Source organism: Rhizobium sp. Nf11,1 (genome assembly GCF_050587665.1).
Lineage (GTDB): Bacteria > Pseudomonadota > Alphaproteobacteria > Rhizobiales > Rhizobiaceae > Rhizobium.
Genome location: NZ_JBOBHU010000011.1, coordinates 104,340 through 119,720 on the forward strand (window position 1 = coordinate 104,340; position 15,381 = coordinate 119,720).

Genomic DNA, 15,381 nt, shown 5'->3' on the forward strand with positions numbered 1-15,381 from the left:
CCGCATCCACGGTAATGAAACAGGACGAGTTGCGTTCCAACCGTGCGTGGATGGCGGCAAAGGCGATGAAGGCCGTCCGCTACTCGGGCAGGCTGGAAAGCAATTCGTCGAGCTGTTCCAACTGCTCCGGCAATGCGACAGCCGAGCCCTGCAGTGCTTCCTCAAGCGCCTCCCTGGATGGATAGAGTTCGTGGAACGTCAGCAGCGTCTTCCCGCCCTGATCCTCGAAGGTCACGGTGGTGATCGCGCCCTCTTCGCCCTCGTCGTTGGTCCAGACGATGCGCTCGTTCGGCACCACCTCGAGATACTTGCCGTAGAAGGCCATGGTTTCCGAACCGCCGGCGCCGAATTCCAGCCGATATTTGCCGCCGGTGCGGACCTCCATTTCGCATGATACGAGCGAAATGCCGGGTGCTGATTTCGGCACCCACCAGCGCTGGAACAGCTCGGGCTGGCTCCACGCCCTGTAAATTGTGCTCGGCGGCGCATCGAATATCCTGGTTACCACGAGTTCGCGATCCCCTCTGCGCTCGACCGACGAGCGGTTCTGCGCGCCACCTGCCCTCTCAACTGGCTCAGTCATCGCTTCCCTCCCGTTTCATTTCGCTGATGATTTCGTCCAATGCTTCGAAGCGGGCCTCGAACAGCCTGCGATGCGCCTCGATCCACTCGGCCTCTGCCTTGAGACCGCGTTTCCCGAGCTTGCAGGTTCTCACCCGTCCCACCTTCTGCGTGACTACGAGCCCCGCCCGCTCGAGAACCTGGACATGCTTCTTCATGCCGGTCAGCGTCATCTGGAACTTGTCCGCGAGACTGGTGATCGACGCGTCCCCTCGCCCAAGCTGATCGATGATCCCGCGGCGGGTCGCATCGGACAGCGCCGCGAACGAGAGATCGAGGGGAGGATCTAAATACTGAACCATATGGTTCAGTGTATAACCTGCTCGCGCAGGAAGTGCAAGCCTTCCGAACTTGCCCTGCCGTCGACAGGTCATTCGAGGTTATGCACCGTCGCGGCAGCAAAAGATCGTCTGGGCGCCAGCCGACAGCTGCCGAAGGAGCTCGGCAGCTTCGCGCCCTCATTACAGCCGCGACGACACGCCGTTTGCCGCTCCGTCGATCAGCGTTCAGGCGGAGAACCTCAGGTGAGTTGAGCGAGGATATCGTCGACGACACCCGTAATGCTGCCCGCCGTGTCGATATTGATGCCGACGGGAAGATACTCCCGGGTCTTATGATAACGGAGCACCAGAGCCCGCTCGGCCGGCTCGAAGCCCGGCTCATCGGGCCGTCCATCCAATCGTCGGTTCAAAGTCTCAACATCGATATCGAGCACGAAAACCTTATCGAACAGGTGCAGGAATTTGTGGAAATTGCGCGAGCCGCCACAGAAGAAGGTAACAGGGTGGGTGGTGTCGGCAGCAATGGCCCGGACCTTTTCGGCTGGCCAAATCCAATGCGCGTATCCCCAGGCAATGCGGTCGGCGCCTTCGGGTGGTCCTGCGAGTGCGCGGCCTGTCTCGGGGTCGCCCACATATGCCAGGACGCGGTCGCCATGGACAACATGGTAGCCCCGCCGCTCCAGTTCGGAAGCGACTGACGTTTTTCCAGTGCCCGAACTGCCTTCGATCAAATAGTTCTTGATGCCCATGAGCGCTCTTATCATGGGCTTCAATCCGGCGAGAAGAGTCTTACCGTATGGGGGATGACCCGGCACGTCCGTCGCCATGTCGACGTCGATCGACTAGCCAAACCGTTCCACCAGGAAATCGATCACCGTCCGCAGCATCGCAGCACGGATCCGATTCTACATGATGTTACGGGCCAGGAATTGGTTCGAATGTTATGATAAGGCCGTTCGTGGAAGGGTCCGCCATGGCCAGTTCTGACGCTCCGCATTATCAAAGCGTTTGTACGTACTATGGCCTGTTTAATGTCATTGATCAGTCCCACAGGCCTAACCCTAGAAGGGGGAACAACCGCAGTAATTCTGGGGAAGTGTCGAGGATATAGGAGGAGAATATGAAAAGAATTGCCGCCGCGTCACTTGCCTTCCTAACGATTGGATTTACGGCCCCGCCCATCGATACCGCCAATGCTGTCGTCTATTGCCAATATATCAGTTATCCGGCCGGCTGCGTCGTAAGACCCGGGGTCGTGTTGAAGCCGCGCCCAGTTGCTCGCGCAGCGCGTGGTACAGTGACGCACGGAACCGCCGTAAATAAAGGTGGTCCAGTTAACCGCGTCGGTCGTCGCTAGTTGTCGATTTCGACGCCATCGATGCGGTCATCGATGCGGTCATCGATCCATCAATGACCGCGATCAAACAAGCAAAGGCATACCGGCGCTCAACATTGCGCTTCTGGATCCGTCCCAATCAGCGGCGCGAGGCCGGATTTGCTCTAGCCAAACCGTTCCACCAGGAAATCGATCACCGTGCGCAGCATCGCTGTCGGGCGCCGGTTCGGGGCAAAGATGAGATACATCGGCACAGGCCTGTAGGACCATTCCGGCAGCACCTGTTCGAGCCGACCTTCGGCGATATCGGCGGCGAGCAGCAGTTCCGGCTGAAGCACGATTCCGGCGCCGCTGAGCGCTGCCATGCGCAGTGCTGCGCCCTGGTTCGTGGAGAATTTTCCGGAGATCGGCACATCGCGCATTTCGCCGCCCGGCCCGACCAGGTGCCAGCGGTCATGCATTCGCCAATAGGAATGGCCGAGGCAGAGATGGGTCGCCAGATCCTCCGGCGCGGCCGGCCGGCCATGGCGGGCAAGATAATCCGGCGCGGCGGCGAGAATGCGCCGATAGGGCGTGAGTGGGCGGGCGACGAGAATGCTGTCCGAGAGCGGGCCGATGTGGATGCCGAGCTGGAACCCCTCGCCGACGAGATCATGGACATTGTTGTCGAGCGACAGCTCGATGCTGACGTCGGGATAGGCATTCTGGTATTCGATCAGCGTCGGCACCAGCACTTGCGTCTCCACCGGATCCTGCAGCGATTCTATCGGGAAAGCGAGGACCGCATTGCGACGATCGCTGAGGTCGCGCTCGACGCCATGGAGCATGACGCCTACTGGGCCGTACTCGAGCGGATAAATGCCACCGACCGCACAGATGTCAGTTCTTTTGCAACGGCGCTCGAAGATTTTGGTATGGTTGAGCTCTCTGGGATCGCTGCTCAAGCGACTAGACGGATGAGATTTCTGGACTACCTTGAGGAGCTTATCGACAACGAAGCGACCCTCGAAAAAGACGTCCATAAGGCCTTCGAGACGAATTTGTGGCTTCTTGGTCGCCAATACGCTTTGATGTCATCGAACATCACATTGAAACGGGTCATCGCGAACTATAGTGATAAGAAATTTACGGGCGAGCGGGCCTCGAGACGGCCTGATCTTCTGTTGTCACAGGATCTAGCTGACAGCTATCTGCTGATTGAGTTCAAACGCCCCAACCATCCGATTTCTCGGGAAGACATAGCTCAAGCCGAGCAATATCGTGATGACTTGTCAGGGACCATCACCTCAAGCAGCCCGTTGCGGATCTTGATGATCGGTAAGGGCTCCGCAGCCTCTATGGACAAGAGATATGGGACTGATATGACTACCGTCAGTTCTTACGCAAGCCTACTCTCGTCGGCTCGCACCGAACTCAACTGGCTGATTTCATCGCTAACCCGTCCGTAGATCGCCCGTTCGTTGAAGGCTCCGACGGTCAATATGTTAGTAAGCCTCGCTTGCAGTATGGACGGGCTGTTGATGGACAGGGGCCAGCGCACGCCGCTGCTGTTGGCATCGTATCAGCTACATCACCTATTGCCTGAAGCTGCCATTCCGCTCCAGGCCCAAAATCCGTCGTTCCTTCACGGAAACCCGGCGAAAGCGGACAGCTCCCTAATGGAAAGCCTATATACGCAACGTGGGGTGAAGACCGGGCCGCCGCTCACCCATTCCCTGCGGAACGAGCGATAGAGTTCGGATACCCGCCTCGTCGGCGGCACGCAGAAGCACTTCGCGGAATTGCTCCGCGGCAATTTTGCCGGTGATGGCGTCGACGCAGGCTTTGACGGCAGCCATGTATTCCTCGCCGTCATCGCAAGGCCAGTCGTTCATCAGGAGGCGCGCCGCGTCGCCCAACGTCCACACGATCTTGCGAGATTTCGGACCCCGCAAAGCAAACCCGACAGGCGTGAATGCTGATGATGTATTCCAGCACATTTTCCCCGACCCCTCAACGCACGGATACTGCAGTCCCCATGTTCAATGTACGCGCGTATTTAGAAATTTGGAATTGAAATCTTTGGATAGACGCTGCTTAAACGGGAGGATCGTGAATTGAGAAGAAAAGCGGGGGCGTTCACAGACGGATGCCCGCATTTGGCTGACGTCGCGGTGAGAATAGCTCATATGACATTGGTTAACCGGGGTCTTGATACACTGCGGTAGCGGAGACAACGCAATGGGCCAGCTCTGGGAGAAAGTCACGTATTATCGCCATCGGAGCGAGTTGGCAGCGCTTCGCCTGGCATTGCGAGTGCCGCTCCTCGCCATGCATCTGATTGGAGCAGTGGTTTTTTTCTGGTGGGGCGTTGCTGGACTATCGGTTTTGATCCCAACCCTGCTTGTTTCGCAGATCCTGGGTACCCTTGGTCTCCTGCTCGGAGGAATATCGGCCATTGCGCTGTTGCTTCTCGTCACACCTTGGTTCTCTGGCTGGTACTGCATTGCAGCGGGCGTCATGTTTGGTCGCACCGCAGCCGCCCGAGCCAAAGGAGAAGCGTTGGCACGCGCTATTCATGCTTATCGTGAGAAGGCGGTTTGAAGCATAGAGCGTAGCGGGGGTCGCGCCGCCAACAGCGGTTTGCAGACCTTCCACAGACGGTGGCTACCCTTCGCCGATTGTAGGGATGCACAATTTTTGCCTTTAGCTGAGAACCTCAAACTAATCAGCAAGCTCTCAAGGCCAACATCGTCACTCACTAAGAACGAAATTTATTTCGAGAAAAGAGCGGCAATATGAATAACAAGAAACGCCAGAAACACTACAATAAGGAATGGTCTTCCATATAAAACCCTTGATCTGTTTGTCGCAAGATCTCGATCGTCGGTTGAGTCCCCATTATAAATCTTTCCTCCAATATTGCTGTCGATGTCAAAGTTCCAGTTATTTCCAATATAAAATAGAATTTCTCTGGCTTCCTCGATAGCCAAAAATAAAAACACCAACGACAATATTATTGTGCCGCCAACGACACCATCGGCATAGAGATATCTCTCTACTGAAAGCATATATTCCCCTTCGGCGCCGCCATCTTCGCGATGATGAATGTATCGCGGTGCCTGCTACGCGTTTCGAATAGTACCATTGGCAAATGAAAAGGCGGATAGCAAGTTTCGAGCTCCCAACCGCTCAATCGCGCCCGTAAGACGAAATATGAGGACGTGAATGGTGTTCAGTCGCTCCGACAGCATGAAGGAGCTCTCCGAGCCTGAGATGCGCGAGCAAAGCCGGTACCCTTGGTGATACCGAACCCCAACAATCCCACGCCTATCGGGGGACAATTCGACTCAAGGCCTCTGCTCCCTCACCGTAACTCGGCACTCACCCGAAAAATGCCGCCGGCCGAGGCATCCGAGCAGACGACGAAGGTGGAGCCCTCCTGCGCCATGAAGGCGACGTTGCCGCCGGCTTCGCAGGGGGTGGCGCTCCATTGCAGGATGATGTCGCCATTGTCGGGCAGTTTTTCCGGCATCAGCTTGACGGCACTGGCCATCCATTCGGTCGCCGATGGCAGGTGGACGGGGGCGTTCAGCTGTTTCGACAGCCAGGCGGTATAGTTCTGCGCCTCGGCGAGCGGCACGTCGTCGGCCGGCTGCTCGGGATTGCCGGCATAGGCCTGGGCCGAGGCCGGGTCGGCGTTGGCGGTGTAATATTCTGCCATCTCGGCGCGGGTGACCGCCTTTGCCTGCATGCAGAAGGATTTTTCGACCTTCACCGCGCCATTGGCGACGCCGAGCATGCCGCCGAGCTCCTTCAGCGACGAGGTCATCAGCCGGACATTGTCGAGCGAATAGCTGCCGGCCGGGATGGTCTCGAAGGTGACATTCGGTGCGACAGGGCAGAAGCCGCGTGCCGACAGCGCTTCGAGATCGGCCAGGATCGGCTGATAAGCTGCGATTGCGAGCTTGTAGGCCTCGGCGGTGTAGCGGCCGTCGGCCTCGGTGAGCTTCGGCGCGAGCGCGGCAAGCGTCGGATCTGTGGGGCCGGCGCGCGTCGTCAGCGAAGCGTGGAGATCGGTGACCTTCTGCCTCAGCGCCGTCGCCTCGTCCTTGGCGGCCATGACATCCGATATCAGCGCGGCGAAGATTTTGGCGGCGTCGCCGTAGCCCGAGGTCGCGGCCGGCAGCTGCCATTGCTCGGCTTTGGCCTTGGCCTCGGTCATCACGCCGCTTGCCTTGGCGACGTCGGGGCTGTCGCCGGCGCCGATGCGGGTGACGGTTTCCCGTTTTGCCGTGGCGTCCTTTTCGGCCGCCGTCAGCGCGGTCAGCGCCTTGGCGAGATCGTCGTAAGCCGTTCTCGCAGCCTCGTAATTATCGACCGCGCCGTGCATCTGCTGGGCGGCGGCGCTGTCGGCCGCGGCCTTCATCTTGCCGTCGGCCTCGGCAAAACTTGGCGCCTTGTCGCCGCCGGCGGCGGCAGCGGCCGATTTGGCCTTCTCGGCATTTTCTTTCGAGATGGTGATCAGCGATTTGCCGAGGCTGATGGCGGCCTTCTGGTATCCCGGAAGCGCCTTCTTATAGTCCTCGTCCTTGAGCAGGGCATTGGCCTCGGTCAGTGCGGCGGCGCCGGCATCATAGGAAAGCTTCGCCTCATCACCCGAGGGGCGTTCCGGCGCCTTGGCGGCGATGGCTTTGTCCCTGCGGCTTTCGGCCTCCTTCTTCCAGGTGCCGACATCGGCGACGAGCTTGGGATCGGGGCGTAGCAGCTTAGGGATGGTGACGACGCCGACGCCGATGCAGATCAGGAGCAGCGCACCAATCATCGAGAAATGCGCCAGCGTCCATTTCTTCCGCTTCGGAGCTTCCGGCTGTTGCGGCATGCCGCCGCGCGGATCCCAGGCCATCGGCTGGATGCCGGTCGTCACCCGGCTGAATTCGCCGAGCGCATCGGCGCCCATGCGCGGGCGCTGGGCCGGGTCGCGGCTCAGCATTCTCTCGACCAGGCTGGCCAACCCCTCGGGAAAACCGGGGATCAGCACGTCGAGGCGCGGGAAGATGTTGGACGGGTCGAGATGGATGTTCTTCCAGCTCTGCTCGCGCTGGTGTTCGTCCTCCCAGACCATGACGCTGTCAAAGACGCTGGCATAGGTCTGGCGCGGCAGGAAGAGCTTGTAGGCGATCATGCCCATCGCATAGATGTCGAGTGCGGCGGAAGCCGAGAAGGTGCCGCTGGCATAGATCTCCGGCGCGCCGAATTCCGGCGCATAGGGCGGGATGATGTGCTCGCCGATCTTGGAGATCAGGTGCAGGTTGCCGATCCTGACCGAGAGGCCGGAATAATCCTCCGACACGTAGATGCACTGGTCGGTCAGCGCGTTGTGGGCATAACCCGCCCCGTGCAGCGTCGCCAGCCCTTCAAGGATATGACGGCCGATCTCGATGGCGCGATCATAGGCCACCATCTCGGTTTCCTCGAGATATTGGTGCAGCGTCTTCGACGGCCGCTTCTCGACGATGTAGAAGTTGTCGTCTTCCGGCGACGGCGGGATGAGGTCCTCTATTTCGACGAAGCGCCGCGCCGTCAGCGACTTGGCCTCGTTGACCGAGGTCCAGACCCGCTCGAAGCGGGCCTTGTCCAGTTTCAGCGCCACGTCAGGCGCGACGATGAAGACCGAACGATCCATCCGCTTGTCCTGAGCCGGATAGACGATGAACTCGTTCTCATAGACCGGCTCGCCGATCGTGTAGCGGGCGATCAGATCACTTCTCATGCACGTGTCCCCCTGCCATTTTGTCTTCATCAAAGCGCATGTCATTCACCCGCCAGAAGCGGATCGCCGATCAGGCCGGCGGCGAGAAAAAGGCCGGTTTTCGTATCGCGAAGCGCGAAGGCGAAACGGGCATCCGCGCTCACCCGCACCAGTTTCGGATCGATGCTGCGCTCGGTCACCACGGCCGTTGCCGCCGCCGCTTCCGTGCCGTTTTCATCGACCTTGATCATCGTCTTCTGCAGAACGCGCGACAAGCTGATGTTTTCCGTGGTGAACCCGGGAAAAGCCGCATCGCTCGCCTTTTCGGGCGAAAGCCCCATCGCGTGGAGTGTCGGCATCAAATCACGCCCGTCATTGAGGGAAAAGCGGGGCAGGAAGATTTCCCCCTTGGCGGGTTCGAATTTCTCACCCTGAAGCCAGGACCCAAGGGTTTTGAGATCGGCGCCGCCGACGCCTTTTTCCGAGCGCGCCGCGATCACCACCATACGGTAGGTTTCGCCTGCATAGGCGAGGTCGACGGCTGCGAAACGATCGTCGACGCGGAATTTCTGGCCGTCGCCGGCAAGATGCATCATCGGCACGGAGACTGTCGAGCCGTCCGGCCGCCGGAACGGGGCTGCCGGGCTCTCTGCCTCGAAGGCGGTTTTCCAGCGGGCCTTGAAGGAGAGCGCCCCGAGGCTGATGAAGCCGCCGCCGGGCGGCGTTTCGAGGATCACCGGAATGGCGTCGCGCGTCGCCTGCCTGACCCAGCCGTTGATATGCTCGACGGATTGCGGTTCGTCGAGATCCTCGATCGACGGCTTGATGCGGTGACCGGCCAGCATGGAGAGGGCATCGGGAACGAGCGCCAGCTTGTCGTCGAAGACGATCGCAACGCCTGACGCGAGCGGCGCGTCGGCCGCTGGCGGCGTCTTCGGGTTCATCTCGTCCAGCACCTTCTCCGGCCCCTTGACCGCATCGCCGAAACCCAGGCCCCTGGCGATGGCCGCCTTGCCCGCGTCCGAGGCGCCGAGGCCTGCGAGACCGAGCGCGGCAGCAAGGCTTGCCGGCGACACCATGATGTTGGCCGCCCCCTCCTTCGCCAGAGTGCGGTCGATCAGATCGACGGCAAGCCCGGCCTGGGCGGCAAGCACCGCCCTGGTGTCAGTGGCATCGCCCGCATGGGCGGGCGCCAGCGCCATCAGGGAAGCGGCAAGGCCCGCCAGCAGAATGGATTTCGACATCATTCGCTCCTCTTTCAGCGGATGCGATAGAATTTGGAATCGAACGACCATTTGCCCTGGACGCCGGTCTCGTCGTCGCCGACGATCCTGAGGCTGCGGGCGAGGTCGTAGACATAGTTGAAGGCGGCGCGCTGGCCGACGAGCGGTGTCGGCACATCAGGCAGGTCGAGCACTTCGATCGGCTTGTCGCTGAGGATGGCGACGACCATGCCGACGCCGGCCGGCCCCTCCACCACATATTCGAATCCGATATAGGGATTGCGGGCATCGGGCACGACCACCGGCCGCGCCGGATCGAGCCTGTTGTCGCCGCCCTTGGCCGTCGGTTTCAGGCCCATCGAGCGCTTGTTCGGATAGAGCTGCGTCAGCTTGCCGGCGGCGTCGATATCGACGAGGATCAGATAGCCTGATTTCTTGGTGGAGACGCGCATCGCCACCTTGTCGCCGATGCTGACCGAGGTGCCGGGCAGCACGTCGACGGCAACACCCGCCTCATTGTCGGTCTTCAACGTGTTTTCGACGGCGGCGACCGGCGTCTTTGCCTCCTCGCCGGTGATGACGTCGCGGCCGAGGGCATCCGGCAGGCCGTAGAATTGCGGCACCGGCGTGAAGCGGCAATCCTCGGAATGCGCCCGGCAATATTCGTCGGACTTGCGCCTGACATAATCGAGCAGGGCGGCGTTGCTGACCTCAGGCTTGTCGGAAGCGCGCGCCACCCCTTCCTGCACGCCTTCGATGAAGCGCCGGGTGAAGACGCCGAGCGGCGGCTTGGCCTCAGTATCGACCAGCGCCCATTGCCCTGCGTTGACGGCCGACCAGACCATCGCCGTTTCGCCGCCGAAGGAGAACTTGGCTTCCTTGCCGGAGCGGTTCGGCGGCTGCAGCGACGCCAAAGCCGGGCCGAGACAGCGCACCGTGCCGCCGGCGGGTGCGGCCACCGCGCTGCGGCTGCCGGGACCGACATGGCAGGCATCGATCAGCAGCGTGACACGGCGGTCCTTGAGGCTGTTCAGCCGGGCGGCGATTTCGGTCTCGCGGATCTGGTTGGTGACGGTGACCTTGGCTCCCTCGCGCACCAGCTTGGCATCGGCGGCAACCAGCGTCGGGCTCGTCGTCGCCTCGGCGCCCATTTCCTCGGAGCCCTGGCCGCTGAAATAGAGAAAGACGCGGCTGCCGGCTTGCGACTGGCGCACCAGCCAGTCGTCGATTTCGGCAAGGATCGCCGCGCGGCTGGCCTTGCGGTTGGTGAGCGTGTGGATCTGTTCGGGACGGTAGCCGACCGTCTTGACGAGGAAGAGCTGCATCGCCTTCACATCGTCGACCGAGCCCGTCAGCTTCGCCTCGCGCATTTCATAGTCGTCGATGCCGATCAGAAGCGCGCGGTCGCCGGGAGAACGCACGGTGATCGGCAGCTCGGCAGCCGGCGCTTGAACCCCTGGCTGGTTGCCCTCGGGCGAAGCGGCTGGCGGAGTCTCCGTCGTTACCGCAGGCGCCTTCGTGGCGTCGGGCGGCGTCGTGATCGTAAGGTTGGCCTCGATCTCATCGGCCGGCGCCTGTTTCTGCGTCGTCCCGGCCGTCGGGTCGCTCACCGCAGGGCGGCGCTTGGTGCCGATCGCCGCCACCTGGTCGCCGGCGGAAGCGCCTGAGGTGTTGGGCGCGTTCGGCACGTCGCCATCTGTCTTCTCGGCGATCCAGTCGCGGAAGGCGGCGACGCGGGTGTAGACGCCGTAATGTTCGGCCTCGGCGCAGCCGGCGCCCCAGCTGACGATGCCGAGCTGAATCCAGCGCTTGTCGGGGCGCTGCGCGACCAGCGGTCCGCCACTGTCACCCTGGCAGGCGTCCTTGCCGCCCTCGGCATAACCGGCGCAGACATTGCGCTCGTCGATCGGGTTCATGCGCATCGAGCTTTCGCGGTAGGCGGCGCGGCAATCCTCGCGCGAGACGAGCGGCAGCTCGACCTCCTGCAGTTCGGTCGGCAGGTATTTGTCATCCCAGCCGTGATCGGCCTTTGTGTAGCCCCAGCCGGTGACGACGGCGGTGTGGCCGGGGCTTTCGACGGCCTCGTCCGAGGCCGAGGCGAGGATCGCCGGTTTCGAAACGGCGGGTTCGGCGAGCTTGATGAGGGCGATGTCGTTGGCGAAGACCTTGCGGTCGAAATCCTCGTGGATGATCACATCTTCGACGGAGAGGCCCGGCTTGTCAGGCCCGTCGACCGAGATCACCTTGTCGACCTTCTGCTTTCCCTCGACGATCAGGAGGTCGCGGGCGAAGAGATCCTGCTTGCCGGAACGGCCGCTGGTGACGCAATGGGCGGCGGTCAAGATCCAGCGCGAGGAGATCAGCGAGCCGCCGCAATGGCCGCCGAAGCGGCCGCGCTGCTCGGGATCGGGCGCCAGGATCTTCACCTGCCAGGGCCATTCGCCTTTCTTCGCCGCCTGGCCGCCGATCACCCGCCCGCCATCCTCGCCGGCAAAATCCGTGTCCTGCTGCGCCAGGGCGGGAGTGGCCAGAAGCAGAAGGACGGCCGCTATGTTGAGGACCCTGCTGATCGACGTACTCATAGCCTGGCTCCGGCGGAGGTATAGAGGACCGTAAATCCGAGGCGCGCGCCCTCGGGCAGAAGCTCGCCGAGATGTCTGGCGATGTTGCCGGCGGTGCGGCGCCTGTCGTTCTGTTTCAGGAACTCGACCAGACCAGGCATCGGCTGATCGGCGGTGACGGCGACGAGCAGGTCGGTGCCGAAGGGGGCGACGACGGAAAGGTCGAGATCGAAGGTTGCGGACATGTCGGCATCGGCTTCCCTGTCGCCGGGATAGAGGAACTGCACCGTGCCGTCGCCGGTGACGTCGAACAGCACGAGCTTGCGCCCGGCAAGATCGGAAACCGTGACGCCGACGCGCTCGCCGTCGCGGTGGACCTTGTCGGAGGGTGTCACCCGCACGGTCTGCGGGTTGATCTCCGACAGCCGCTTCAGCGTGTCGAGCGCGGCCATCCGGTCGACGACGAAGGGCATGTCGCCGGCACCGACTTCGGAGGCGACGACATCGCCGCCGGCGATCGCTTCACGCTTTTGCGGATCGAAGACGAGTTCGGCATGGGCGCTATCCGTCAAGTTGAACGGCGTGACGGCCGGATCGATACCCTGCAGGACCGGCTCGGAACCGAGGGCGGCGACGGTGATCGGGGCAGGCTCGGGCGGCGGTGGCGGCACGTTCGATGTCTGCGCTTCCGCCGGGCCTGCCGTGTCATAGGCATAGACGACGGCGTGGTCGAGATCCGCCCCAGGCGAGCTTTGCGTGAAGATGTTCTGCCGCTGGTCGGTGAACTGATAGACCGACTGGCGCACATATTCGAACAGCTCGCGGCGGGTCACGGCGCCATCGGCGTTGCGGTCGGCCGCCCCTTCGAAGGCGCGGGCGGTGGCATAGCTCAGCGCCCCGCGCTTCTGAGCTATGCCGGGAATCGAGATTTCCGGCGATTTGGTGTTGTCGTCGACGGCGGCGAGGAAGGTCAGCCGCTTGTAATCGAAGCCGGTGGAGAGGGCATCTGATGTCGTCGAAATCGGCGCGAGGTCATCCTCCTCGATCGTATAGGACGGCGCCTGGCGCCAGGTGATCTCGGCGCCGCGCGGATCCACATTGCGGGTCATGCCGCCGGCATGGCAGGTATCGGCGATGAACAGGACCTCGGCGCCTTTTTGCTCCAGCTTGTGGATCAGCACCTTGAATTCGTCGCCGAAGATGCGCTCGCGCGATCCCGGCAGCCTCGTATCGAAGCCGGCCAGCACATAGACCTCGTCGCGGCCGCTCGGTTTGGAGCCCTTGACGCGCTCCGGCTCGCTCGATCCGTGGCCGGCTATGCCGAGCACGACGAGATCGCCCTCGCCTGCCCTTTCCGTGACGGCGCCGATCGCATCGAAGATGCCCTGGCGATCGGCGGCGCCGTTCTTCAAGAGCGTCATGTCCTTAACGCCGAGCGAGCGCAGCGACAGGGAAAGATCCTCGGCATCGGCGACGGCGCCGTGCAGCGGCGGAACATTGCGATAGAGATCAATGCCGATCAGAACGGCTCTGACCGTGCCGCGCTCGGGAGCTTCGATCGTCCTGGCAAGGCCATCGGTGCCCGCCAGGGCAAGAAGGGCGAGTGCGGCGGCCATGGGAGCGAATGTGGACATGGCCGGTTCCCCCTCGCCCCCTCTATTCGCGGCGCCATTCGACGCGTCGGTTGAGCGCGTCGATATCGTCTTCGGTGAGGTTGGCGGTGGCGGTCACGTCAACCGGCTCGGAGGCGCCGCGGCCTTCGGCGTCGATCGTGGCGTCGATGCCGTGGTTTTTCAGGAAATCGGCAACGGCCTGGGCGCGGCGCTCGGAAAGCTTCTGATTATAATCGTCGCCGCCCTTGCGATCCGTATGGCCGATGAGGATGATGCGGCCGGGCTTCTGCTCCTTCAGCGCTTCCAGCAATTCCTCAGCGGCTTCGGTGCCGATCGAGGTGAAGGTCGACTTGTCGAAATCGAAGGTGATCGGCACCGGGATGGAGACCGGCACGATGCCGCGCACATTTTCCGAATAGATGCCGCCGAGCACGCCGCTGCGGTGATCCTTCTCGGCCGGCACGAAGCTGCCCTGCGGGTTGTCACTGGTCGGGTTGGCGGCAAGAATCCGGGCCTGGGCGGCGCGTTGGATGAGATCGGAGATCGTGTCGGCCGGCGGCGCCTTCGGCGTGCGGGTCTCGTTCTTGATGATTTCGATCGCCTGCTGGTAATCGGCGGCGGCATCGGCAAAGCGGCGGGCGGAGAAATAGATCTCGCCGAGCGTGGCGGAGGCCTGCCAGAGCACCTGCGGGCTGTCGGCGGCGACGAGCAGCGGCTCATACTCGGCGACCGGCTTGTCGGCAGCCATCATTTCCTGGGCGGCGGCGAGCCTGAGGGCCGCGACGCGGCGCTGGGCGTTCACCTGAAACTGGCCGCACTCGGCGCTGACGGCGATGGCATCGGCCTCGGAAGCGGCAGCGGTGATGTCCTTGGCGGCAACGGCGGTGTTCAGCTTGTCGAGCAGGGCGTTGCAGGCCGGCGTATCGGCATTGGCAACCTCGATCTCCTCGCCGGCCTGGCCGGGTTCGGCGGAACGGCCGAAGCTCAGCGGCGGCATCTTGATGCTGAAACCGCCGGGAAGCTTGAATTGCGGCATCTTGATCTGCGGCATCGGCAGCTTCGGCATATTGGTCTGGGCAGACTGGGCCGGCTGCTTGTACGGCTGCTGATATTGGCTCGGTTGTTTATATTGGCTGGGGCGGGTGGAGCCGGTGGTGTCGGCGGGGCCGATCAGCTGCAGCTCGTCGGCGGCGAGCTCCTGGCCGGGCGCCAGATTGGTGACGATCTTGTATTTCTTCGGCGGCTGTGTGGTCGCCTGTTCGACGGGTTTGGGCGCCGGCTTCGGCTTTTCGATCACCTCAGGCTTTTTGGCGACATCGGGTTTGACGGTCGGTTTCGGTTTGGGAGCGGCCGGCGGTTTCGGTGCAACGGGCGGCTTTGCCGCCTGTTCGACCGGCGCGGGTTTTGCGGCGGGAACGGCGGCGACGGGCGGCACGGCGGAAGGCGGCAGGGCCGCCGTGCTGTCGACGGTGGTCAGCGTCAGCGTCTTGCTGCTGATCTTGGTGCCGAGGCTGCGGGCTTCTTCGAGGCTGCGGGAGACGGCATCCATGCCGCCGTCGATCGAGCGGAACATGCCGCTGCCGCTGCTGCCGAGATCGGCGAAGATCGTCAGCGGCTTGGAGGAATAGAAGACCTTGATCTGTTCCTGCCCGACCGGGCCGGACACCTGCAGCCTGGCGCCGCTTGCCGGATCCGGCACCTGCACGCGCTTGCCGGCGGCAACGAGGGCATCGGTCTGATACTTGTTCGGGAAGAGCTTGGTGACGGAGCCGTTCGGCGAGACGTTCAGCACCGTAACATAGGCGTTCTCAGTCGACTGGATGAAGAGGCCGACGACTTCGCCGATGGCATATTTCGCCTCGGCGCGGTCGAAGGTGATGCTGACCGGCCCGCTCTGAGCCGGCGCTTCCGTCAGCGTGCGTTCGTTCTGCGCCCCGACCTCGGGGATCGGCGAAAAAAGCGAAAGACACGTGGCTGCGGCTAGGATGGCTTTGCGGCTGAGCATCGGAACCTCC

The 15,381-nt window shown here is 62.4% G+C and carries 13 protein-coding genes and 1 pseudogene; 3 read left to right on the forward strand and 11 right to left on the reverse strand.

Annotated elements, in window-relative coordinates; all coding sequences use genetic code 11:
- Nucleotides 1-79: 79 nt before the first annotated feature.
- The 3 genes from ACQ7C1_RS17810 to ACQ7C1_RS17820 form a co-directional block, all read right to left on the reverse strand.
- Nucleotides 80-583 carry an SRPBCC family protein gene (locus ACQ7C1_RS17810; RefSeq protein WP_430959242.1) on the reverse strand — a complete coding sequence of 168 codons (504 nt, stop codon included), beginning with the start codon at nt 581-583 and terminating at the stop codon, nt 80-82.
- Nucleotides 576-923, reverse strand: coding sequence for an ArsR/SmtB family transcription factor (locus ACQ7C1_RS17815; RefSeq protein ID WP_183701459.1), 348 nt, complete (start codon nt 921-923; stop codon nt 576-578). Before ACQ7C1_RS17815 ends, ACQ7C1_RS17810 begins: the two co-directional genes overlap by 8 nt.
- 218 nt (nt 924-1,141) lie before the next feature.
- The gene (locus tag ACQ7C1_RS17820; RefSeq protein WP_430959243.1) at nt 1,142-1,651 is read right to left on the reverse strand and encodes a nucleoside kinase; all 510 of its coding nucleotides are present in this window, start codon (nt 1,649-1,651) and stop codon (nt 1,142-1,144) included.
- Nucleotides 1,652-2,022: 371 nt separating this feature from the next.
- Here ACQ7C1_RS17820 and ACQ7C1_RS17825 point away from each other — a divergent pair, with 371 nt between their 5' ends.
- The gene (locus ACQ7C1_RS17825) at nt 2,023-2,259 is read left to right on the forward strand and encodes a hypothetical protein (protein WP_246721820.1); all 237 of its coding nucleotides are present in this window, start codon (nt 2,023-2,025) and stop codon (nt 2,257-2,259) included.
- A gap of 143 nt (nt 2,260-2,402) precedes the next feature.
- Here ACQ7C1_RS17825 and ACQ7C1_RS17830 read toward each other — a convergent pair.
- Nucleotides 2,403-2,978: pseudogene (locus ACQ7C1_RS17830) on the reverse strand (LysR substrate-binding domain-containing protein); the annotation flags it as partial.
- 78 nt (nt 2,979-3,056) lie between these two features.
- Between ACQ7C1_RS17830 and ACQ7C1_RS17835 the strand changes: the two are divergent.
- A complete protein-coding gene (locus tag ACQ7C1_RS17835) occupies nt 3,057-3,686 on the forward strand; it encodes a Shedu anti-phage system protein SduA domain-containing protein (protein WP_430959244.1) in 630 nt (209 codons plus the stop codon).
- A gap of 219 nt (nt 3,687-3,905) precedes the next feature.
- Here the strand turns inward: ACQ7C1_RS17835 and ACQ7C1_RS17840 are convergent, their stop codons facing one another.
- On the reverse strand, nt 3,906-4,217 hold the full coding sequence (locus tag ACQ7C1_RS17840; protein WP_430959245.1) for a DUF982 domain-containing protein: 312 nt from the start codon (nt 4,215-4,217) through the stop codon (nt 3,906-3,908).
- 241 nt (nt 4,218-4,458) lie between these two features.
- Here ACQ7C1_RS17840 and ACQ7C1_RS17845 point away from each other — a divergent pair, with 241 nt between their 5' ends.
- Nucleotides 4,459-4,821 carry a hypothetical protein gene (locus tag ACQ7C1_RS17845; protein WP_430959246.1) on the forward strand — a complete coding sequence of 121 codons (363 nt, stop codon included), beginning with the start codon at nt 4,459-4,461 and terminating at the stop codon, nt 4,819-4,821.
- A 170-nt stretch (nt 4,822-4,991) separates the two neighbouring features.
- Here ACQ7C1_RS17845 and ACQ7C1_RS17850 read toward each other — a convergent pair whose 3' ends face one another.
- The 6 genes from ACQ7C1_RS17850 to ACQ7C1_RS17875 form a co-directional block, all read right to left on the reverse strand.
- A complete protein-coding gene (locus tag ACQ7C1_RS17850) occupies nt 4,992-5,288 on the reverse strand; it encodes a hypothetical protein (RefSeq protein ID WP_430959247.1) in 297 nt (98 codons plus the stop codon).
- Nucleotides 5,289-5,584: 296 nt separating this feature from the next.
- Complete coding sequence (locus tag ACQ7C1_RS17855) at nt 5,585-7,990, reverse strand: protein kinase domain-containing protein (protein WP_430959248.1); 2,406 nt, start codon at nt 7,988-7,990, stop codon at nt 5,585-5,587.
- 41 nt (nt 7,991-8,031) lie between these two features.
- Complete coding sequence (locus tag ACQ7C1_RS17860; protein ID WP_430959329.1) at nt 8,032-9,213, reverse strand: serpin family protein; 1,182 nt, start codon at nt 9,211-9,213, stop codon at nt 8,032-8,034.
- Between the two features lie 14 nt (nt 9,214-9,227).
- Entirely contained in the window at nt 9,228-11,774 is a 2,547-nt protein-coding gene (locus ACQ7C1_RS17865) for a trypsin-like serine protease (protein ID WP_430959249.1), read from the reverse strand.
- Nucleotides 11,771-13,387, reverse strand: coding sequence for a caspase family protein (locus ACQ7C1_RS17870; RefSeq protein WP_430959250.1), 1,617 nt, complete (start codon nt 13,385-13,387; stop codon nt 11,771-11,773). The genes ACQ7C1_RS17865 and ACQ7C1_RS17870 overlap by 4 nt, the downstream gene beginning before the upstream one ends.
- Nucleotides 13,388-13,409: 22 nt before the next feature.
- On the reverse strand, nt 13,410-15,371 hold the full coding sequence (locus ACQ7C1_RS17875) for a DUF4384 domain-containing protein (protein ID WP_430959251.1): 1,962 nt from the start codon (nt 15,369-15,371) through the stop codon (nt 13,410-13,412).
- Nucleotides 15,372-15,381: the final 10 nt, after the last annotated feature.